Here is a 19521-nt window from a genome sequence, read left to right as displayed (position 1 = left end):
ATGTCGAAGGTGGAATCCATCGGGATCAAGCGCATCGAGGCGCTTCACTATTACGTCGGCGACCTCGAGCGGAGCCGCAAGTTCTACACGGAGAAGCTCGATTTCGAGGAGATCGCCCATTCGAGCCCCGAGCTCGAGGAGGCGTCCAAGCAGCGCTCGGTCGTCTTCCGCGCCGGCGATTGCATCGTCATGTGCTCGCAGCCGCTCGGCGAGGGCGGGCGGGCGTGGCGTTACCTCCGCAAGCACCCGGACGGCGTCGGCACGCTGATCTTCGAGGTCGAGGACATCGAGCGCGCGTTCCGCCTGCTCGACGGGCGCGGGGGCACGCCGATCGACGAGATCACGCGCGTGAAGGAGGACGGCGGCGAGTTCGCCTCGTTCTCGATCACGTCGCCGTTCGGCGACACGACGTTCCGCTTCGTCGAGCGCAAGAACTATCGCAAGCTCTTCCCGGGCGCGGTGCATTACGACATCCCGCGCGGGGGCAAGAACTCGCTCGGCTTCACGCATTTCGATCACATCACGACGAACTTCCAGACGATGGCGCCCGCGCTGCTCTGGATGGAGCACGTGCTCGGCTTCGAGCGGTTCTGGGAGATCCAGTTCCACACCGAGGACGTCAAGAAGGGCGGCGATCACGGCTCCGGGCTGCGCTCGGCCGTCATGTGGGATCCGCGCTCGGGCGTGAAGTTCGCGAACAACGAGCCGTACCGGCCGTACTTCAAGAGCTCGCAGATCAACATCTTCAACGAGGAGCACCGCGGCGACGGCGTGCAGCACGCGGCGATCGCGGTGAAGGACATCCTGCCGTGCGTGAAGCACATGCGCGAGCGCGGCATCGAGTTCATGCCCACGCCGGGCTCGTATTACGACGCGCTGCCGGCGCGCCTGAAGTCGCTCGGCGTCCAGCAGATCGAGGAGGACGTGAACGTGCTGCGCGACCTCGAGATCCTCGTCGACGGCGAGGCGGAGGGCAAATACCTGCTCCAGATCTTCCTCAAGGAGTCGTCGGGGACGCACGCGGATCCGAAGGCCGGGCCGTTCTTCTACGAGATCATCCAGCGCAAGGGCGATCGGGGCTTCGGCGGCGGCAACTTCCGCGCGCTCTTCGAGAGCATCGAGCGGCAGCAGAAGACGGAAGGCAAGGTCGCATGATCGAGCGCCTCGCCTTCGGGGAGCTCGCGCCGAAGCACCACACGGTGCTCCGCGACGCGAAGGGCACGCTCCGCTGGGAGGAGTGCCTGACGCGTCGCGGGTTCGACGGGCCCTACACCATTGCGTATCACGAGCGGCGCCCGCACGAGCACCGCGTCGCGCCCGCCGAGCACGGGTTCGCATTGCCCACGCCGGCCCCGCAGCGCCCCCTGGCGAAGCGCCATTATCGTTCGACCTCGGTCCCGACCCCGAGCGGCCCGCAGATCGACGGGCGCGTCCCTCTGCTCTACAACGGCGATGTCGTCCTCGGCATCGCCCGCCCGGACGCGCCCGATCCGGTCTATTTCTCGAACGCCGACGCCGACGAGCTCTTTTACGTCTTCGAGGGCAGCGGCCTGCTGCGCACGATGCTCGGCGATCTGCGGTACGAGAAGGACGATTACATCTACGTGCCGCGGGGCCTGTTCTATCGCTTCATCCCCGACGCGGGCCTGCAATCGTGGCTCTGCCTCGAGGCGATGGGCGGGATCCACCTCCCTCGCCAGTGGCGCAACGACGTCGGGCAGCTCCGCATGGACGCGCCGTACTGCCACCGCGACTTCAAGAAGCCCACGTTCGTCGGGCCGATGGACGAGGGGATCCGCAAGCTCATCGTCAAGCGCGACGGCGGCTTCCACGGCTTCTCGATGGCGCATTCGCCGCTCGACGTCGTCGGCTGGGACGGCACGGTCTATCCGTTCGTCTTCCCGATCCTGAACTTCCAGCCGCGCGCGGGCCTCGTGCACCTGCCGCCCGACTGGCACGGCACGTTCGCCGCGCGCGGCGCGCTCGTCTGCAGCTTCGTCCCGCGCGTCGTCGATTTCCACCCGCAAGCGATCCCCTGCCCGTACCCGCATTCGTCATACGACTGCGACGAGTTCATCTTCTATTGCCGCGGCAACTTCACGTCCCGCCGCGGCGTCGGTCCGGGCAGCATCTCCCACCACCCCGCGGGCATCCCGCACGGCCCGCACCCGGGCTCCTACGAGGCCAGCATCGGCACGAAGGAGACGAGCGAGCTCGCGGTCATGCTCGACACGTTCGAGCCCCTCCTTCCGACCGAGGCCGCCCTCGGCGCCGAGGATCCGGGTTATCAGGACAGCTTCGTCGAAGGCTGAGCCGGATTCGTTCGGCTCTACGTCGCCGCCTCGGGCTCCGGGGCGAACCTGTCGACACCTGCGTACACGTCAGCAAGCCGGAGGGTACAGCCGAGCGCGGGTAGCTCCACGCTCCCCTCGTCCCCTGTGCCCTCGGTGAGCAACCATTGCCCCGTGGGGAGCTTCCTGTAATGCTCGATCCGCCGTTCGTCCTGGTACACGAGGACGTACTCGTCGAGCGACGGGATCATGCGATAATGGGAGAACTTGGAGGTCTGGTCGTGCCGCGCCGTCGTGGGCGAAAGGACCTCCACGATGACCCGGGGGTTCAGGAGGTTCTCGCGGTACTTCGCGTGAAACTGCGGCGCGCCGCAGACGACGACCACGTCGGGGTAGGTGTAGAGCCCCGTCGCCTCGACGTAGACGCGTTGATCACTCGTCAGGACGGCGCAAGGACCGCCACGAAGGGCGACGCCGAGCGAAATGATCATGTTCGCACAGAGCGCGTTGTGCCGCGCCGATGCGCCGGCCATCGCCGTGATCACGCCGCGGCAGAACTCGTGCTTGTCCAGGCTCTTGCGCTCGAGCTCGATGTAGTCGTCCTCGGTCACGAGGGGCATCTTGGCAGCCACGGCGTCGCTCCTCCATCGGTAGGGCCCTCCTAGCCGCTACCGCCTCCCCCGAGGCCCGTCAAGCGCCGCCCCTGCCGTGCTCGCGCGCCAGGGCTCGAACCGCGGCACGCCTCGCGCTAGGATGCGCCGCGGAGGACCTTCCATGTCGAGCCAACCCGAGCGCGAGGATCCCTACCGCGAGCGCCTCTCCCCCGAGCAATACCGCGTCAGCCGGTGCGGCGGCACCGAGCGGGCCTTCACAGGCAAGTTCTGGAACCACAAAGCCGACGGGCGCTACACCTGCGTCTGCTGCGGCGAGCCGCTCTTCGATTCCACCACGAAATACGACTCCGGCAGCGGATGGCCGAGCTACTGGGCCCCCATCTCGAAGGACACCGTCAAGGAGATCGAAGACACGAGCCACGGCATGTTCCGCACCGAAGTCCGCTGCGCCAAATGCGACGCCCACCTCGGTCACGTCTTCCCAGACGGCCCGCAACCGACGGGCATGCGCTATTGCATCAACTCGGCGTCGCTCGATTTCAAGGCGCGGTAGAAGGAGCCGTCGCGCCGGGGCGCTGCCCCGGACCCCGCGGGGGCTATCCGCCCCTCGACCCGGACCAGGGCCAGCCCTGGACCTTTGATGGAAGAACTGCGCGATGCGCAGTTCTTCCACAGGCCGGTGGGACCGCGTTGCCGGTTGAAACGGCAGCGCTGCCGTCTTGGCTGGCAGGGTCGCTCGTGGTCTTGACTCGGCCCGTTCGATGAACTGCGCGGAGCGCAGTTCATCGACTTTCGGTCCAGCGCGCCGCTGGTCCAGGTCCAGGAGCGGACAGCTCCTGGTGGGGCCTGGGGCAAAGCCCCAGCGAAACGCCTTCGAGATGAGACCTCAAGGCTCCCCGAGGAGCGCTCGGCGCGACCCGAGCGCCTCCTCGCAGGCCCGTCGCCACGCGGGCGTGAGCCCGCTGCCGAGGTCGTTCGCGATTACGAGCAGCCGCGGTACCTCCAGGTAATGCAGAATCGCGAGCAGCCGCTTCTCGCCGAAGCCGAGCGCCTCGTGCCCCATGGTCTCGCGGCCCCTCCGGAACCGGAATGCGAGTGGCCCGAATGCGAGCTCGTTCGTCGGATCGCGACGGATCAGCATGGCCGCCGCGTCGAACCCGGTGAGCGCGACGAACCTGCGCAGGAAGGCTGGTGCTTCGCCGTCGAGCCACAATCCTTTTTCGTCGAAATGGGCTCCCTCGGTCGGATCGTCCGATTGCGCCGCGAGCACGACGTGGCTCGTGATTCGCAGGCCGCGGGCACGAGCCACGCCGAGGGAGCCGTCGCTGCGTTTTTCGAGGATGAGGCGCGGTGGGTCCAGGCTGGCTCCTGTGCGCGGCGACGGCGCTCTGCCGGTCAGGACGTCGAATGCGCCGAGCCCCTCGTCGAGCCATCCGTTGCTCCCGCTGAGAAAGGCGAGCTCGCGGATCGCCAGCATCGCGCCGAGGACACGCCTGTCTTGCGCTGCGGGAGAGCCGCGCCCCCGGAGCGCTTGGAGGAGCGGCTCGAGGAAGCTGCCCTCGAAGGGCGAGAAAGGCGGCTTGGTTGTCGCGTAAAACACGCCCTCGGCGCCGAAGGCGCGGGCGCCGCGCGGATCGGCGAGGAAGCTCAGCCGGACCACGAGTGACTCCGTGCGCAGCCCGACCTGCACCTCGCAGCACCAACCGGCGAGCGTGCCGGGTGCGTTCTCGAGCCGCACCTGCATGTCCGCGCGCCCGAGCGTGAGGTCGTACTCGAGCTCGAATGCCTCTCCTTCGAGGCCGGTGAAATCGAACGCTGCCGCCATCGCCGCGACGCCGAGCAGCGCCCTCGTCTCTGCGCTGCGAGGTCCACGAAGCACGGTTCGCGGTCCGGCGAGGCGAAGCTCGGTCCCTGGCGCGAGGCCAGGAAAGCGATGCATGCGGAGCCTCGTGAGCGCCATGGCGAAACCGAGCTTACCACAGAGTCGCCCATTCGTGCCTCTGTGCCGTACCATGTGCCAACATCGGCACATGTGGACACAATGTGCCGACACATCTGGCACACATATCCACAACCTATTGAAATCACAGGCCAGATGGCTTGGTACGGAACCTGCTCATAGGGTGGGCATGAACCTCAAGCGTCTTCCCTTGTTGCTCCTCCCCGTCCTCCTCGCCGCGTGCGGCAACTACGTCGTCGAGGGTGGCAGCGATGACACCGCGAATGCGGGCCTCAGCGGCGGAGGTGGCAACACCGGCAATAGCAACGGCACCGGCATGGGCCCGAGCAATCCGGCGCTCGTCGCCGTCGCCGTCACCCGCGCGCAGCAGGACGTCCTGTGGGACGAATACTGGGCCAACCACCCGGTCGGCGGCAGCTCCTCCTCGGGCGGCGGCGATGACCTGAATCCCGACGATCTCTTCCTGCGCGTCTCGGATCTCGGCGCCTCCTGCGATTCTCCCAGCACGGACCTCACCTGCGGCGGCCATTGGCAGTTCAGCGTCGCGCTTCCCCCGGCGCTCCAGCAGGTGGGCGTCTACAACCTCGATAGCCCGGAGCTCACCGCGTACAGCTACATGAACGAGACCGGCGACCAGAACTCGCCGGACCCCGAGGATTGCCCGTGGGGCGGCGGCACGATCGGCTCGGGCACGCTGGAAATCCTTTCGATCGACGACACCGAGGTCCGTTTCCGGATCGAGGTCACGGGCGGCGCGTTCTTCAGCACCAATCCCAACGGCGAATACGTCGCGCCGCGCTGCCCCTCGGCTCCCTGAAGCGCTCGATCCTGGCCTCCGCCTTGCGCGGCACGACCCGGGCGCGGTAGAGGAAACGGATGCCTCACCGCGCTCTCCTCGTGATCCCCCTCGCTGCGGTCGCCCTCCTCGGCTGCTCCGACGATCTCCCTCCCCCGAGCGAACCGCTCCCCGTGCCGGACGTCGTCACCATCGCCGAAGCCCGCGCCCTGCCTGAAAAGGAATACACGCAGATCGAAGGGTTCGTCTCCGTTCCGGCGGGCACCTTCTTCTCCGCCACCGGCGACTTCGGATTCGCGATCCAGGACGATACCGGCGGGATGTACGTCAGCACCTACGACGAGCTCAAGATCCTCATCGGCGCCAAGATCCGCGTCATCGGCCAGCTCGCAGAGGTCTCCAAGCAGACCGTGCTCCTCACGAACGCGAGCGGGCCCGACGTCCTGCCAGGCATCGAGGAGGTCCTGCCGAAGGACGTCGCGACCGGCGACATCGACGAGTCGACCGAGGGCCTGCTCGTCCGCGTCAAGGGCACGGTGTCGAAGGCCATCGTCAAAGATGGCTCGTACGGCATCAAAGCGTACGTGGACGACGGCTCCGGCGAGGTCGAGATTTACGTGTGCCTCAGGGGCGACGCGACCCTCATCGACACGACGAAGCTCAAGGTGGGCACCGCCGTCGAGATCACGGGCCTCGCCCAGCAATACCTCGACAAGTACGAGGTGTTCCCGCGCGGCGCGACGGACCTCGTGCTCCCCGCGCCGCCCAATCCTTGAGGCTCAGCCGTCGCGGTTCACCGTCGCGGGCGAGAACGCCGGCAGGCAGACCGCGATGTACTCCGCGCCGTCCTCCCCGGGCGTGCTGTATCGGACCCATTCTCCCTTGTGCGCGATGATCGCCTGACCGGCGCGCACGTCGAACGCGCCTCCTTCGAATTCGACGCGCAGCGTCCCGCGCAGCACGACGGTAAATTCGTCGAACGCCGGCCGCTGGCCCGGCTCCACCCATCCTCCGGGGCTCCGCATGTGGGCCACGCTCGGGCTCTCGGTCCCCGTGTTGACGCGCCCCACGTACTCGTCGATGAGCTTCGGCTTGTTCCCGGCGGCCTCGATACGGGTCGGCTTTTCGATGAAGGTCGGCATGCGAGGGGCGTAAACCGAGACGCACGTCCGCGTCAATCCTTTCGCGACCACGTGAGAGGGGGAACCATTCTCACGTCAGCGGTTTGGCGCAGTACAATTAGCTAGTAAAATTGAACACATAGGGACACGAGAGGACACGCCGTTACCGTGCGAGCCCGATTGCCGCAGGGACGGGATTGGGGCATGGGGGAGGTCGCGCGGCGCCCGGCGCGGATGAGGCGCAGCGCAAAGAGGTCCTCATGAAAAGCAAGACCAGGTTCGATCGCCGTCGCTTCCTCGAGCTCCTGTCTGTCGCCGGCGTCGCCGTGTACCTGCCGGGCTGCGGTCCGGACGAGGGGAACCCGCCGACGAATCCGCCTGCATCGACGAAAAAGGCGCTCATCCTCGGCGGAGGTCTCGCCGGGCTCTCGGCGGCCTACGAGCTCCAGAAGAAGGGGTGGGACGTCACCGTGCTCGAGGCGCAGGCCCGCGCCGGCGGCCGCGTCCACACCCAGCGCGAGGGCTTCGAGAACGGCCAGTATGCCGAGCTCGGGGCGACGCGCATTCCCGACGTGCACGATCACACGATCGCCTACGTCGAGGAGCTCGGCCTGAAGCTCGAGGAGTTCCCGGGCGGGACGCCGCTGTATTACCTGGGTGGCAATCGATTCGTCCACACCGAGGGCATGCCCTGGCCGATCCCGGGCCTCTCGCCCGAGGAGGCTTTGGAGGGCCTCGGGATGTGGTCGACGTACATCGCGGCCAATTTCGAGGAGTTCGGCAGTCCCCGGGAGGGGACCTTCCCGCTCGCGGGCATCGTCGAGAAATACGACGGAATGATCTGGACCGATTACCTCAAGACCAAGGGCGCGACCGACGCGTGGATGCCGCTCTACGTGTCGGACAACGGCACGGAGGTCTTCAAGATCGGCGCTCTCGCGTGGATGGCGCTCGAGGTCGCGGACCAGGACTGGGACCTCACCTACCACGTCCAGGGTGGCAACGATCAGATTGCGCAGAAGCTCGTGGAGAAGCTCGAGGGCAAGGTGCTGTTCGAGCGGGTCGTGAAATCGATCACCCAGGACGACACGAAGGTCACGGTCACCGTCGACGCGAAGGGCACGTCGGAGACCTACGAGGCCGATTACCTCGTCTGCACGATCCCGCTCAAGCCGCTCCGCGACGTCGCGTTCTCGCCCGCGCTGCCGGACGACAAGAAGAAGGTGATGGACGAGGTCTACATGATGACCGCGTCGCGCGCGATGTTCCAGACGAAGACGCGATTCTGGAAGAACGATCCGCTCGGCGAGCTCGGCGGGCTCAAGCTCGCGAAGACGGACACGAAGGCCGAGCGCATCTGGGATCTGACCGCGACCCAGACCGGCGACACGGGCATCCTGCTCGCGTACCTGCAATACGAGAATGCCGACGACTTCGCGGCCATCGCCGCGCCCGAGCGCGAGGCGTACATCCAGGCCGAGGTGGCGAAGTTCTTCCCGGACATCGAGGCCGAGAAGCTGTCGTTCCAGATGAAGGTCTGGGCCGAGGACCCGTGGTCGCAGGGGGCGTGGACGGAGATCCTGCCGAATCAGTGGTGGATGATGGCCGTCATCCCGCGACCCGAGGGCCGGATCCATTTCGCCGGCGAGCACACCTCGATCTGGGCCGGCTGGATGCAGGGCGCCATCGAGAGCGCCAAGCGCGTCGTGGACGAGATCGTGAAGAAGGGCTGATCGTCCGGCCCGGAAAACACGAAGCCCGCTCGCGCCAGGAGGCACGGGCGGGCTTTCGTGTTTCGAGCGGGCTGGTTTTCAGCCTTCGATGACGTAGTACGCCTTCTCCGGCTTGTGCGTCTTGTAGCGACGCTTCGCCGTGTTGCCGGACCACTGGTCGACGACCTCGATCTGATTGCCGTACTGGCCGAGGTAGATCGCCGCGTGGTTGCCGCGCGAGAAGCTCATGTAGCGGTCATCGACCCAGCCGCACGCGATCGCCGTACCGGGCAGGATCGCCGCGTTGCCGATCACGAGCGCGCCCTTCCTCCACGCCGACGTGTGCGGCGCGTGGCAGGCGTACTTCACGAGCGCGACGCACTGCTCGCTCTCGCCGTAATGCCTGCCTTCGTAAAGCTCCGGGGTGTTCGTGCGATACGCCATGAAGGGCTCCTCTCTCGAGTTTGTGGTGGCGCTACATGGCGCCACGGAACCGGAAAAGGGTACAAGCGATCTCAGCCAGCCCACAAGCCGCTCGCGCTCGGCCTCTCGCCGATTTCTTCGTTGAGTTCCTTACACACAGCGATTTCGACAAGGTGCGTTATGCTTTTTGACACCCACCCGACACGCCCGCGGCATGATTCCAGCGAGACCATCGATGATGCTTGCTGACATCGAGACCCATCGGAAACGCGGCGTACGATATTTTCCCGGCCGCATCGTTTGCCCGCTCGCGGGCGTCGGCAGCCGCGGCGCGACCGAGAGCAACCGGCTCGCGCTGGAGAACGACGACACCGAGGTGACGATCGATCGGCGCGCGCAGCGCATCACGGTGAAAAACACGCGCTCGTACCCGGAAAAGACGCTGCTCGCGGATCTCGAGTTCCTCGCCGACGGGACGACCACGACGGGCGCGCGCTCGCCGCTCGCGATCCATCTCGAGATCTTCAAGAAAGGCGACGCGCTGTCGCTCGATCTGCACCGGCACCTGCGCACGCAAGAGCCGCTCGCGGACGCCGATTTCGAGCCGTTCGACGTGATCGTCGAGGGAGGGCCGCGGCCCGAGACGGTCTACACGAGAGCGCGCGCGCTCGCGCTCGTGCGAGAGCCGTCGTTCGCGCACCGCGTGGTGAAGGCGCTCATGGCGATGCGCGACAACACGCGCGGCTCGTCGCAGGATCCGAGCCGGAAAGGCTATCGCGTCGCGGATCTCTCGCTCGGCTTCGGCGCGCTCGGGCTCGCCTGGATGCTCGTGCGGCCGGAGCTGCGATCGCTCGACGGGGCGAACGCCGAGCTCATCCGTCAAGGTTCCGTCGCCGCGATGCTGCGCGAGGGCGCGTGGGAGCTCTCGCTCACGGCGCTCTCGGACAAACTCTCGTCGGTCGTGCAGCGCGATCTGTTCCTGTTCGGGCTCGATCGCGAGCCGCTGCTCGAGCCCGTGATGACGCGCGGGCTCGGCGCAGGCGAGACGCTCGCGTTCCGTTTCCAGAAGGGCGAAGGCGAGATCGGGCTCGGCGGCAAGAGCGCGAAGATGGACGGCGCGATCGACGTCGCGCGCGCCTACCTCGAGTTTCACCTGCTCGGGGGGCTGCTCTGCGAGCACGCCGAGCGCCCCGTGGGGCGAGGCGGCTGATGGAGCGCGAGGGGGCGCGCATCCACGCGCTCGACGGCGCGCGGGCCTTCGCGATGGCGCTCGTCGTCCTCGTGCACGGCCTGCTTTCGTTCCTGGAGACGCCGATCGGCTGGGCGATCAAGGATCGATCGACGCACCTCGCCGCGGACTTCGTGGTGTGGGTGGGCCGCGCGTTCCTGATGCCGCTGTTTTTCCTCCTGTCGGGGATGGTCTCGCGCGGCCTCGTCACGCGCCGGGGCCTCCTCGGGTTCGCGCGCGAGCGGGCCGCGCGCGTGCTCGCGCCGCTGCTCGTCGCGCTCGTGCCGGTCTCGGCGGCGATGAACGCGCTCTGGGACCACGGACGAACCCTCGAAGGGCGCGCCGCCGTGGGCAGCCAGGTGCCCGCGCTGCGCGCCTCGGAGCTGCCCGTCACGCTCGCGCATCTCTGGTTCCTGTACTACCTGCTCCTGCTCTCGACGCTCGCCGCCATCCTGCCGCGGCGCCCCGTTCGATCGGCCCTCGCCTTGCCCGCGATCGCAATCGCCCCCGTGTCGGCGCTGCTCCTCGTCGCGGGAAAACTCCAGCTCGACACGCCACTCTCGTTCGTCGTCGAGCCCCTGATCGCAGCCTATTTCGCGGCATTTTTCGCGTGGGGGTGGCTGCTCGATCCCGCGGGCCTCGCGGCATACGCGCGGAAGCTCCCGTGGATCGCAGGGCTCGCGCTCGTGCTGCTCGCCGCGCTCGTGCCAGCGCTCGTCGCGAGCACGGCGCCGGGCGCACCGCTGCGCGCGCCCGCGTGGGCGCTCGTCACGAGCGCGGCGTTCTCGTGCGTCATGGTCTCCGTGGTCCTCGGCGCATGCGCGCGCCTCCTGACCCGCGAGCATCCGCTCGTCCGCTTGCTCGGAGACGCGTCGTACTTCGTGTACGTCGTGCACATGCCGATCGTGGTCCTCCTCCAGATCGTCGCGTCGCGCCTCGCGTGGCCGGGGCCCTTGAAATACGCGGGCGTCGTGGCGGTGACGGTGGGCGTTTGTCTCGGCGCGTTCCTGCTCCTCAGAGCCGCCCGTCGCGCATTTCCACGGTCCTCCCCGCTCGCGCCGCAACCCGCAGATCGTGCGTGACCACGAGCAGCGCCGCGCCGAGGGCCGAAGCCGCAGCGAGCGCATCCATCACGACGTCGGCCGAGGCGCTGTCGAGGCTGCCCGTCGGCTCATCCGCGAGCACGAGCCGCGGGCGATTCACGAGCGCGCGGGCGATGGCCACGCGCTGCGCCTCGCCCACGGAGAGCTCGGAGGCAGGCGCGTCGCGGCGCGCGGCGAGGCCAAACCGTTCGAGCAGCGCGTCCGCCGAGCGCTCGGCCTCCCGGCGCGAACCCCCGAGCCGCCACGCCGGCAGCGCCACGTTTTCCCGCGCGCGGAGCGACCCGACGAGGTTGTTCTGTTGAAACACGAAGCCAATCCACGCGAGGCGCAGCTCGGCGCGCACGGCATCGGAGAGGGACCAGGCATCGTGGCCGGCGAGGACGACGCGGCCCGCAGTGGGTCGGTCGAGCAAGCCGATCATCTGGAGCAAGGTCGTCTTGCCGCAGCCACTCGGCCCGACGAGCGCGATGGACTCGGCCTCGTCGAGGTCGAGCGAGGCGCCGCGAACGACGTCACGCTCGCCGAAGCGGCGCGCGAGGCTCTCGCAGCGGAGGACCTTCGGCATCAGTCGATCCTGCGCAAGACGGGCGCCGGGTCGGTCCGGGCCGCGCGCCAAGCGGGGACGCTGCCGGCGAGCAAGGTGGTGGCAAGGACGGCGAGGCAAGGGCCGGCGAGAACGGCGGCCGTGATGACGGGTCGAACCACGAGCGCCTCCCACGAAAAGATGGGGTGGGCCTGGAAGTAGAGCAGCATGCCGTAACCGAGGGCCAAGCCGGCGCTGAGCCCGACGAGCGCGACGACGAGGGCCTGGAGGAGGAAGAGGCCAAAGATCTCGCGGCGAGAGAAGCCAAGCGCAGCGAGGATGCCAATCTCCCGGCGGCGGCCGAGGACGTGGATGTGGAAGAGGGCCCAGACCGGAATGCTGATCGCCGCGACGACCATGGCGTAGGAGACGGCATTCACGGTGCGGTTCGCAGCGAGGTAGTTCGTGACGTAAGGGTCGTCCTCTCGCCAGCCGACGGCGCGGGCCTCGGGGAGGCGGGCCTCGAGGCGAGCGGCAAGGGCCGAGGCGGCGAAGTGGTCGTCGAGGTGAACATGGACGGCAGAGGCAGCCGCCGGAGCGCCAGTCGTCTCGGCGAGCGCGGCGCGGTCGAGGAAGACGCTACGGTAGGCGCCCGCGCTGCCCGCGACGAGGCCTCGCACAGTCATGACAGACGCGCCCACAGGCTCGCCAGCAGCGCCAGGCGGCCCGCCGAGGATGACGCGCAGGTCGACGGCGTCGCCAACCTTCACGCCGATCCGATTGGCGAGCGAGGTGCCCATGAGGACGCCGTTCGAATCGCCACGCGCAGGGAGCGCCCCATCCGTCAGGTGAAACGGCCGAAGCGCAGGATCCCCGGGGAAGTCGTAGCCATAGACGAGCGCATTCCGGAATCGCCCGCCCCGCCCGACGGCGCCAGGCAGGACGAGGACAGGGACAGCAGCGCGGACAGGAGCATCCGCAGCCTCGGCGATGCGCGCGGCCGCAGCAGCCCCATCATCGAACTGGCGCGTGTCCCGCGGCTCGACGCGCACGTCGCCAGCCCCATGGCGGAGCTCCTCTTCAAGCAAGGCCTCGGAGAACCCAGCAAGGTTCGAGGTATTCGGAATCTGAAACCCCGCCCCCGCAGCAACCGAGGCGACGAGCAGCGCAAACGTGAAGCGGCTCCCGAGCAAGCTCCTTCGGGCAAGGAAGAGGAGCAGCCCGAGCCGAGGGCGCGAGCGCGGGAGCGGAGCTGGCTCCATGCGAGGGGCATCCTGTCCGGGGCGCGGGCGCGTTGTCAATGGCGCTTCGCTGGGGCTTTGCCCCAGGCCCCACCCGGGGCTGTCCGCCCCGGGACCCGGACCAGCGCCCGCGCTGGACTGAGGGTCGATGAACTGCGCGATGCGCAGTTCATCGAACAGCCGGGTCAAGACCACGGGCGATCCTGCCAACCAGAACAGCAGCGCTGACGGTTCTACCGGCAACGCGGTTCCACCGGCCTGTGGGAAGAACTGCGCAGCACGCAGTTCTTCGAACGGCCGATTCAAGACCACGAACGACCCTGCCAAACAAGACGGCGACGCCGACGGTTCCACCGGCAACGCGGTTCCACCAGCCTGTGGGAAGAACTGCGCTCCGCGCAGTTCTTCCCCAAATGGTCCAGGGCTGGCCCTGGTTCGGGTCGAGGGGCGAACAGCCCCCGCGGGGCCCGGGGCAGAGCCCCGGCGCGGCGCCCCCTGCGTCAGGCGTCGAGCAGACGCACGTGAATGGCTGGCGCTTTCCGCGTCACGTTTTGCTCCAGCACCTCGCCCATCTGCAACAGGAGGTGCTCTTCCCAGGGGCGGCCGAGGAGCTGAATGCCGATCGGGTGCCCGCTTGCGCCATACCCGCCGGGCACGCTGAGGGCGGGGTTGCCTGTGAGGTTTGCTGGATAGACGAATCGCATGAGCCCGCTCGTGACTTCCAGGTTGCTCTCGCCGCGTGGGAACACGTCGTCTGCGATGCGCGGGGCTGTGAGTGCGGTCGTCGGCGTGACGATGACGTCGACGGCCTGGAATACCCGGGCGAGGTGCTCGGAGAAGCGCGTGCGTACCTTCTGGGCTTGCACGTAATCGATGCCTGCGAGCGCTCGCCCCATGGCCAGGTTGATCCGCACGCCGAGCCCGAATGATTTTCGGTGCTCCGCGTCGAGCCGCGCCATGGCTGAGGCCATTTCGCAGAGAATGGTCACGCCCTGCGCGACGCGTGCGCGCTCGAGCTCGGGGATCTCGACCTCGACGATGCGTGCGCCTCGGGCGCGGAAGATGTCGAGTGCTCCCTCGGCGGCGCGGACGATCTCGGGTGTGGCGTGCTCGAACCAGGGGCGATAGACGCCGATTCGCACGCCTTCGAGGTCCTCCCGGCCGAGGCCGTCGAGGTGGTGCGGCGGCTGGTGCAGCGAGTTTGGGTCTTTTGGATCGGGGCCGGCCATGAGGGCATAGGCGAGGGCGACGTCTCGCACTGTGGCGCCGAGCGGGCCGACGTGGCCGACGCTGGCGCAGAGCGGAAATGCGCCGTGCTCGCTGATGCGGCTCCACGTCGCTTTGAGCCCGACGATGCCGCAGAGCGCGGCTGGGATGCGGATCGAGCCGCCGCCGTCTGCGCCGATGGAAATCGGACAGAACCCGGCCGCGACGCTGGCTGCTGATCCGCTCGACGAGCCGCCCGTGTAATGCCCTGGCGCGTAGGGGTTCGTCGGGGTGCCGTGGTGGGCGTTGAAGCCCGAGGTATCGATGCCGATCTCGTGCATGTTGACCTTGCCGAGGATCAACGCGCCGGCCTCGCGAAGGCGGCGGACCGTGGTGGCGTCCTCGGAGGGCCGCAGCTTCAAGAACCGCGTGCCGACGGTGGTGGCATACCCTTCCGCGTCGAGCTCATCCTTGACGGACACGGGCACGCCGTCGAGTGGGCCGAGGGGCGCGCCTTTGGCGTATCGCTCGCGGCTCTCGCGGGCCGCGGCGAGCAGGCGATCGGTGTTTCGCTCGATGAACACGCGGAGCGCGCGGTTGCCCGTGTCGAGGCGCTGCGCGGCCGCGAGGAATCGCTCGGCGACCTTCACCGGATCGCTGCGACCCTCGCGGTATGCGGCGACGAAGTCTGCGGCCGACTCGAAGGCGAACCCCGGGGTTTTCTGGGCCGTGCGCGCGAGGCCTCCGAGGTCGAGCGGCGGCGCGGCCGAGGCTGTGAAGCTCGCGGGGCGGGGCAAGATGGGCGCGACGGAGGGTGCGTCGCGCAGATCGGAGTACCGGAGATCCAGGATGCCGAGGTCCTTCAGGAGCTTCTGCCCGATGACGTGCCCCGTCGCCGGGTTTTCGAGGGCGAGCGCAGCGGCTTCGAGCGCGAGGCCCGTCATGCGGGGGGCATTGGCGGTCTTGAGATCGTATGTCATGGCGGAACGCTCCGGGACGAGGAGGGCGAATCCTAGGCCATGGGGCTCGGCTTTGCAGTAGCGATCCCATTTCTCCGCGCCGCGCGGAGGCGCCTCCGCCGCCGGATGGCAAGGAGCGGCACGAAGCCGAGCAGGCCGAGGCCCTGGGACGCCTCGGGGGACGCGCCGACATGGCACGCGCATCCGCCGCCGGCGGACCTGTAGATCGTGCCGCCCGTCCCGCCGTCGACGTCCGTCCCCGCGTCGGCGACGGTGCCGCCGCTGCCTGCGTCGCCGCCGCTTCCGCCGCTTCCGCCGCTCCCCGCGGTGCCGCCGCTGCCTGCATCGCCGCCGCTTCCGCCGCTCCCCGCGGTGCCTCCGCTCCCGCTGCTGCCTCCGCTCCCGCCGGCGGCTTGCGGCTCCAGGAAGGGCCCGAACCAACCGGAATCCGGCGCCCGCTCGCGCTGCCCACAACCGACGATCAGGAGCACGGCGAGGGACCAGGCGACGGGACAGCAGAGGAAATCGAACGTGCGGCGCATGGGGATCTCCGGCTCGCCATCGTATCTCCGAATTGCCGCTGGGGTCGAAGGGATCCGCGCTAGTTTGTCTGGCGAGAGGACGGTGCCATGACGAGACGATACGTGGGATCCATCGGGGTGACGTGGCTGCTTTCGCTCGTGGGGAGCACGGCGACGCTCGTGGCTTGTGGGTCGGGCGAAGAGCCCGCGGTCGCAGGGGGCGTCGCGGCGGGTGGATCGGGAGCGACTTCCGGGACGACCGCATCCACCGGCGGCGCCGGTGGCACGGGCGGCATGGGGGACGCCGGAGGGTTCGACCCTGGCAATCCCGGCGGACAGCAATGCGGGCCGAATGCGCCTTGCTCCGATGGATCTTATTGCGCGTACAGCGGCTTCGGGACCTGCGGGACCGAGGGCGAGAAGAGCGAATGCAAAGCCGTGCCCACGTGCACGCCGGACGCGAACCCCGTTTGCGGGTGCGACGGGAACGTGTATCCCGATCGGTGCGCCGCGTTCGCCGCGGGCGTGGATGTCGGCGCGATGGTCGGCTGCGTGCCGCCCGCGGGGATGTTCGCCTGCGGGGAGAGCTTCTGCGACGTCGGACAGGAGGCCTGCGCGCACGATCCCATCTATTTCTCGTATTGGTGCATGACGCTGCCGGCCGAATGCCAGCCGCAAGGAATGCCCAAGGACTGCACGTGCTGGAAAGACGTGGCGACGTGCTCCGGCTGCATGCAGGACGCGGACGGGAACCTCTTCCTCTCGTGTCCCAGCTCGGATTGACCCTTCAGAAAATCTGCCACCATTTCTTCTCGCCGAGCCGCCGGAACGATCGCACCACGGCCTCCGCGTCCTCCGCGAGCTCGTCCACGGGCACGCACATCGCCGCGCCGAGCGCGATCATCACGACCTCGCCGTCCGGCTCGATGAACCAGCGAAAGACCGATTGCTGCCGCGACGCGCCCATCGCATACGCGTGATACGTCTCCGCATGCGACCGCCCGCGCTCGTCCGGCAGCGCGACCGCGCTCACGCGCACGGCCTCCGCGCCCTCGGGCACGGCCTTTCGGGTGAGATCCTCCGCGATCCGCGCGAGCTTTCGACCATTGCGCTCGGCGAGGCGGGTCCCCGTCCGTGAGACCGTGAGGAGCTGGATCCCGTCCGTCCCCGAGAACGAAACGCGGCTCCACGACGCGAGCTTCCGCGAAGGCGGATCCTTCTCGACGAGCCGATAACGAGGCGGCGGCGTCACGGAAAACCCGGCCGCCGTGATCACGACCTCGCCGGGGGGCGTCTGCGCGTCGGGCTCGAGGACCTCGATCGCAGCCTCTTCGAGCAGGAAACGAAGACCCTTCCGCGCCACGCTGAGCGGATGCCGCGGGAACGAGGCGTCGAGCGCGGGATCGTCCGACGCGCGTTGATCGATGCCGCGCAAGAAGGCCGCGGGATCGGTGCCGGCGAGGGCTGCGGTCGCGCGATCGGCAACGGCCGCCTCGCGAACGCCGGTCAGCCGCGACGTCGGCGGAAGGACGCGGCATTCGAAGAGGCCCCGCGCGAGCGGCACGAGCAGGTGCCCCATCAACGTCTCGCGGCCCGGCTCGTACCACAGGCGATGCACCATGCAGAGCGCGCGCGCCGCGCCGAGGCGGACGGGCGTGACCTCGACGACCGGCGACCAGGACGCATCCGCCGTGCGCGACCGCGCCTTCGCGTCCGCGGGCGAGGCCTCTCGGAAGCACGTCTCGAAGAGCTCACGCGCGTGGCGCTCGATGTCGCGGCGGAGGAGCGCTTCGTGCGCGGGCAGGAGGTCGAGCCGGTGCGCGAAAGCCCCGAGCGAGAGCGAAAAGCCGCGCGCCTTGTCGACGAGCAGGACGGACCGGTCGGTCTCCTCCGAGACCTCGAACCCTTGCGGGACGGCGAAACGAACGCCGCGCCGTCCTTGCCCGAGCTCCTCGACGAACCCCATGCGGGCCAGTGTACGGGATCCGGCGCGCGCGCGCCGCCCGTGCGTTCAGGGCGCGATCACCACGCAGCCGAGGTGGGCCCGTTCATTGCGCGGCAGCGCCTGCGAATCCGTGGTGTCGAAGTGATAATAGACGTCGTAGGTCCCGGCCACCATCAGCTTGGCCGTATACGTTGCGTCGCCGAGCCTCCCCAGCATCACGCTGTCTCCGGTTTTCAGGTTCCAGAGCCGCACGGCGCTCGTCTTGTTCCCCACCGGCGGCACCTGGCCGTTGACCGTGATCGCGCCGGTCAGCGTGACCGCGGGGATGTCGACATCCAACGTCTGCGAGCTCGTGAGCGCGACACCGCTCTTCAGCCGAACGCCCTCGTTCCGCGGCAGCGCCTGCGAATCCGTGGTGTCGAAGTGATAATAGACGTCGTACGTCCCGGCCACGATCAGCTTGGCCGCATACGTCGCGTCGCCCGGCCTCCCCAGCATCACGCTGTCTCCGGTCTCCACGTTCCGGAGCCGCACGGCGCTCGTCTTGTTCCCCACCGCCGGCACCTGGCCGTTGACCGTGATCGCGCCGCTCACCGTGATCGCGGGGATATCGACATCAAACGTCTGCGAGCTCGTGAGCGCGACACCGCTCTTCAGCCGAACGCCCTCGTTCCGCGGCAGCGCCTGCGAATCCGTGGTGTCGAAGTGATAATAAACGTCGTAGGTCCCGGCCACGAGCAGCTTGGCCGGATACGTCGCGTCGCCGGGCCTCCCCAGCATCACGCTGTCTCCGGTCTCCACGTTCCGGAGCCGCACCGCGCTCGTCTTGTTCCCCGCCGCCGGCACGCTCCCATTGACCGTGATGGCGCCGCTCAGCGAGATCGTGGGGATATCGACGTTGAACGTCTGCGAGCTCGTGAGCGCGACGCCGGTCTTCAGCCGCACGCCCTCGTTCCGAGGCAGCGCCTGCGAATCCGTTTGGCTCCAGTGATAATGAACGTCGTAGGTCCCGGCCACGATCAGCTTGGCCGGATAACTTGCGTCGCCGGGCCTCCCCAGCATCACGCTGTCGCCCGTCTTCGGGTTCCGGAGCCGCACCGCGCTCGTCTTGTTCCCCACCGGCGGCACGCTGCCATTGACCGTGACGGCGCCGCTCAGCGTGATCGCGGGGATGTCGACGTTGAAGGTCTGCGAGCTCGTGAGCGCGACACCGCTCTTCAGCAGGACGCCCTCGTTCCGCGGCAGCGTCTGCGAATCCGTTTGGCTCCAGTGATAATAGACGTCGTAGGTCCCGGCCACGATCAGCTTGGCCGGATACGTCGCGTCGCCGGGCCTCCCCAGCATCACGCTGTCGCCGGTCTGCACGTTCCGGAGCCGCACCGCGCTCGTCTTGTTCCCCGCCGCCGGCACCTGGCCGTTGACCGTGATCGCGCCGCTCAGCGTGATCGCGGGGATATCGACGTCGAACGTCTGCGAGCTCGTGAGCTCGATACCGCTCTTCAGCCGGACGCCCTCGTTCCGAGGTAGCGCCTGCGAATCCGTCTGGTCCCAGTGATAATAGAGGTCGTAGGTCCCGGGCACGACCAGCTTGGCCGGATACGTTGCGTCGCCGGGCCTCCCCAGCATCACGCTGTCGCCGGTCTTCAGGTTCCGGAGCCGCACGGAGCTCGTCTTGTTCCCCGCCGCCGGCACCTGGCCGTTGACCGTGATCGCGCCGCTCAGCGTGATCGCGGGGATGTCGACATTCGCGTTGCCGAGATCCTCGATGAGGTTGGTGCAGACGGGCTCTGTCCCGCCACCACCGCCGTCTCCGCCGCCGCCGCCGCTGCCGCCGCTGCCGCCGCCGCCGCTGCCGCCGCCGCCGCTGCCGCCGCCGCC

19 protein-coding genes are annotated in these 19521 nt (G+C 68.5%); 9 read left to right on the top strand and 10 right to left on the bottom strand.

Features of this window, described 5'->3' with window-relative positions:
* Positions 1-1155: a VOC family protein gene (locus tag QHF85_RS36665; protein WP_281332059.1), complete on the top strand. Its 1155-nt coding sequence runs from the start codon at positions 1-3 to the stop codon at positions 1153-1155.
* Positions 1152-2312: a homogentisate 1,2-dioxygenase gene (locus tag QHF85_RS36660; protein WP_281332058.1), complete on the top strand. Its 1161-nt coding sequence runs from the start codon at positions 1152-1154 to the stop codon at positions 2310-2312. Before QHF85_RS36665 ends, QHF85_RS36660 begins: the two co-directional genes overlap by 4 nt.
* A gap of 17 nt (positions 2313-2329) precedes the next feature.
* Here QHF85_RS36660 and QHF85_RS36655 read toward each other — a convergent pair whose 3' ends face one another.
* A complete protein-coding gene (locus tag QHF85_RS36655) occupies positions 2330-2923 on the bottom strand; it encodes a Uma2 family endonuclease (RefSeq protein ID WP_281332057.1) in 594 nt (197 codons plus the stop codon).
* A gap of 142 nt (positions 2924-3065) precedes the next feature.
* Between QHF85_RS36655 and msrB the strand changes: the two genes are divergently transcribed.
* Positions 3066-3458: a peptide-methionine (R)-S-oxide reductase MsrB gene (msrB, locus tag QHF85_RS36650; protein WP_281332056.1), complete on the top strand. Its 393-nt coding sequence runs from the start codon at positions 3066-3068 to the stop codon at positions 3456-3458.
* A 333-nt stretch (positions 3459-3791) separates the two neighbouring features.
* Here the strand turns inward: msrB and QHF85_RS36645 are convergent, their stop codons facing one another.
* On the bottom strand, positions 3792-4784 hold the full coding sequence (locus QHF85_RS36645; RefSeq protein WP_281332055.1) for a hypothetical protein: 993 nt from the start codon (positions 4782-4784) through the stop codon (positions 3792-3794).
* 250 nt (positions 4785-5034) lie between these two features.
* Between QHF85_RS36645 and QHF85_RS36640 the strand changes: the two genes are divergently transcribed.
* Positions 5035-5682, top strand: a complete 648-nt coding sequence (locus tag QHF85_RS36640) for a hypothetical protein (protein ID WP_281332054.1) — start codon at positions 5035-5037, stop codon at positions 5680-5682.
* A gap of 59 nt (positions 5683-5741) precedes the next feature.
* Complete coding sequence (locus QHF85_RS36635) at positions 5742-6437, top strand: DNA-binding protein (protein ID WP_281332053.1); 696 nt, start codon at positions 5742-5744, stop codon at positions 6435-6437.
* 3 nt (positions 6438-6440) lie between these two features.
* On the opposite strand, the gene QHF85_RS36630 is transcribed toward QHF85_RS36635, so the two are convergent.
* The gene (locus tag QHF85_RS36630) at positions 6441-6803 is read right to left on the bottom strand and encodes a cupin domain-containing protein (protein ID WP_281332052.1); all 363 of its coding nucleotides are present in this window, start codon (positions 6801-6803) and stop codon (positions 6441-6443) included.
* A 239-nt stretch (positions 6804-7042) separates the two neighbouring features.
* Here QHF85_RS36630 and QHF85_RS36625 point away from each other — a divergent pair, with 239 nt between their 5' ends.
* Complete coding sequence (locus QHF85_RS36625; RefSeq protein WP_281332051.1) at positions 7043-8515, top strand: FAD-dependent oxidoreductase; 1473 nt, start codon at positions 7043-7045, stop codon at positions 8513-8515.
* 78 nt (positions 8516-8593) lie between these two features.
* Here the strand turns inward: QHF85_RS36625 and QHF85_RS36620 are convergent, their stop codons facing one another.
* Positions 8594-8938, bottom strand: a complete 345-nt coding sequence (locus QHF85_RS36620; protein WP_281332050.1) for a BPSL0067 family protein — start codon at positions 8936-8938, stop codon at positions 8594-8596.
* Positions 8939-9152: 214 nt separating this feature from the next.
* On the opposite strand from QHF85_RS36620, the gene QHF85_RS36615 reads away from it, so the two are divergent.
* Both QHF85_RS36615 and QHF85_RS36610 read left to right on the top strand, forming a co-directional pair.
* Positions 9153-10127 carry a hypothetical protein gene (locus QHF85_RS36615; RefSeq protein ID WP_281332049.1) on the top strand — a complete coding sequence of 325 codons (975 nt, stop codon included), beginning with the start codon at positions 9153-9155 and terminating at the stop codon, positions 10125-10127.
* Positions 10127-11227 carry an acyltransferase gene (locus QHF85_RS36610; protein ID WP_281332048.1) on the top strand — a complete coding sequence of 367 codons (1101 nt, stop codon included), beginning with the start codon at positions 10127-10129 and terminating at the stop codon, positions 11225-11227. The genes QHF85_RS36615 and QHF85_RS36610 overlap by 1 nt, the downstream gene beginning before the upstream one ends.
* Here QHF85_RS36610 and QHF85_RS36605 read toward each other — a convergent pair.
* The 4 genes from QHF85_RS36605 to QHF85_RS36590 all read right to left on the bottom strand — a co-directional run bounded on the left by QHF85_RS36605 (position 11160) and on the right by QHF85_RS36590 (position 15719).
* A complete protein-coding gene (locus QHF85_RS36605; RefSeq protein WP_281332047.1) occupies positions 11160-11813 on the bottom strand; it encodes an ABC transporter ATP-binding protein in 654 nt (217 codons plus the stop codon). The two genes, QHF85_RS36610 and QHF85_RS36605, sit on opposite strands and share 68 nt — an antisense overlap.
* Positions 11813-13033: an FtsX-like permease family protein gene (locus tag QHF85_RS36600; protein WP_281332046.1), complete on the bottom strand. Its 1221-nt coding sequence runs from the start codon at positions 13031-13033 to the stop codon at positions 11813-11815. The genes QHF85_RS36605 and QHF85_RS36600 overlap by 1 nt, the downstream gene beginning before the upstream one ends.
* A gap of 479 nt (positions 13034-13512) precedes the next feature.
* On the bottom strand, positions 13513-15198 hold the full coding sequence (locus QHF85_RS36595) for an amidase (protein WP_281332045.1): 1686 nt from the start codon (positions 15196-15198) through the stop codon (positions 13513-13515).
* Between the two features lie 32 nt (positions 15199-15230).
* Positions 15231-15719 (bottom strand): MYXO-CTERM sorting domain-containing protein, encoded by a 489-nt coding sequence (locus QHF85_RS36590; RefSeq protein ID WP_281332044.1) that lies wholly within the window; start codon positions 15717-15719, stop codon positions 15231-15233.
* Between the two features lie 87 nt (positions 15720-15806).
* Here QHF85_RS36590 and QHF85_RS36585 point away from each other — a divergent pair, with 87 nt between their 5' ends.
* The gene (locus QHF85_RS36585; RefSeq protein WP_281332043.1) at positions 15807-16481 is read left to right on the top strand and encodes a hypothetical protein; all 675 of its coding nucleotides are present in this window, start codon (positions 15807-15809) and stop codon (positions 16479-16481) included.
* 4 nt (positions 16482-16485) lie between these two features.
* Here the strand turns inward: QHF85_RS36585 and QHF85_RS36580 are convergent, their stop codons facing one another.
* Both QHF85_RS36580 and QHF85_RS36575 read right to left on the bottom strand, forming a co-directional pair.
* Positions 16486-17664: a hypothetical protein gene (locus QHF85_RS36580; RefSeq protein WP_281332042.1), complete on the bottom strand. Its 1179-nt coding sequence runs from the start codon at positions 17662-17664 to the stop codon at positions 16486-16488.
* 45 nt (positions 17665-17709) lie between these two features.
* Positions 17710-19521: hypothetical protein (locus QHF85_RS36575; RefSeq protein WP_281332041.1), on the bottom strand; the 1812-nt coding region annotated here is incomplete at its 5' end.

Origin of the sequence: Polyangium sp. 6x1, from assembly GCF_029946515.1 — a bacterium.
Taxonomy (GTDB): domain Bacteria; phylum Myxococcota_A; class Polyangia; order Polyangiales; family Polyangiaceae; genus Polyangium.
The sequence above is the reverse complement of the archived record's forward strand: the minus strand, read 5'-3'. Positions and strand labels throughout refer to the sequence as shown.

Excerpts from the sequence above, each read along its gene's own strand:
- QHF85_RS36665 (WP_281332059.1), top strand. The coding sequence starts at position 1 with ATGTCGAAGGTGGAATCCATCGGGATCAAGCGCATCGAGGCGCTTCAC.
- QHF85_RS36660 (WP_281332058.1), top strand. The coding sequence starts at position 1,152 with ATGATCGAGCGCCTCGCCTTCGGGGAGCTCGCGCCGAAGCACCACACG.
- msrB (WP_281332056.1), top strand. The coding sequence starts at position 3,066 with ATGTCGAGCCAACCCGAGCGCGAGGATCCCTACCGCGAGCGCCTCTCC.
- QHF85_RS36640 (WP_281332054.1), top strand. The coding sequence starts at position 5,035 with ATGAACCTCAAGCGTCTTCCCTTGTTGCTCCTCCCCGTCCTCCTCGCC.
- QHF85_RS36635 (WP_281332053.1), top strand. The coding sequence starts at position 5,742 with ATGCCTCACCGCGCTCTCCTCGTGATCCCCCTCGCTGCGGTCGCCCTC.
- QHF85_RS36630 (WP_281332052.1), bottom strand. The coding sequence starts at position 6,803 with ATGCCGACCTTCATCGAAAAGCCGACCCGTATCGAGGCCGCCGGGAAC.
- QHF85_RS36625 (WP_281332051.1), top strand. The coding sequence starts at position 7,043 with ATGAAAAGCAAGACCAGGTTCGATCGCCGTCGCTTCCTCGAGCTCCTG.
- QHF85_RS36620 (WP_281332050.1), bottom strand. The coding sequence starts at position 8,938 with ATGGCGTATCGCACGAACACCCCGGAGCTTTACGAAGGCAGGCATTAC.
- QHF85_RS36615 (WP_281332049.1), top strand. The coding sequence starts at position 9,153 with ATGATGCTTGCTGACATCGAGACCCATCGGAAACGCGGCGTACGATAT.
- QHF85_RS36610 (WP_281332048.1), top strand. The coding sequence starts at position 10,127 with ATGGAGCGCGAGGGGGCGCGCATCCACGCGCTCGACGGCGCGCGGGCC.
- QHF85_RS36605 (WP_281332047.1), bottom strand. The coding sequence starts at position 11,813 with ATGCCGAAGGTCCTCCGCTGCGAGAGCCTCGCGCGCCGCTTCGGCGAG.
- QHF85_RS36600 (WP_281332046.1), bottom strand. The coding sequence starts at position 13,033 with ATGGAGCCAGCTCCGCTCCCGCGCTCGCGCCCTCGGCTCGGGCTGCTC.
- QHF85_RS36595 (WP_281332045.1), bottom strand. The coding sequence starts at position 15,198 with ATGACATACGATCTCAAGACCGCCAATGCCCCCCGCATGACGGGCCTC.
- QHF85_RS36590 (WP_281332044.1), bottom strand. The coding sequence starts at position 15,719 with ATGCGCCGCACGTTCGATTTCCTCTGCTGTCCCGTCGCCTGGTCCCTC.
- QHF85_RS36585 (WP_281332043.1), top strand. The coding sequence starts at position 15,807 with ATGACGAGACGATACGTGGGATCCATCGGGGTGACGTGGCTGCTTTCG.
- QHF85_RS36580 (WP_281332042.1), bottom strand. The coding sequence starts at position 17,664 with ATGGGGTTCGTCGAGGAGCTCGGGCAAGGACGGCGCGGCGTTCGTTTC.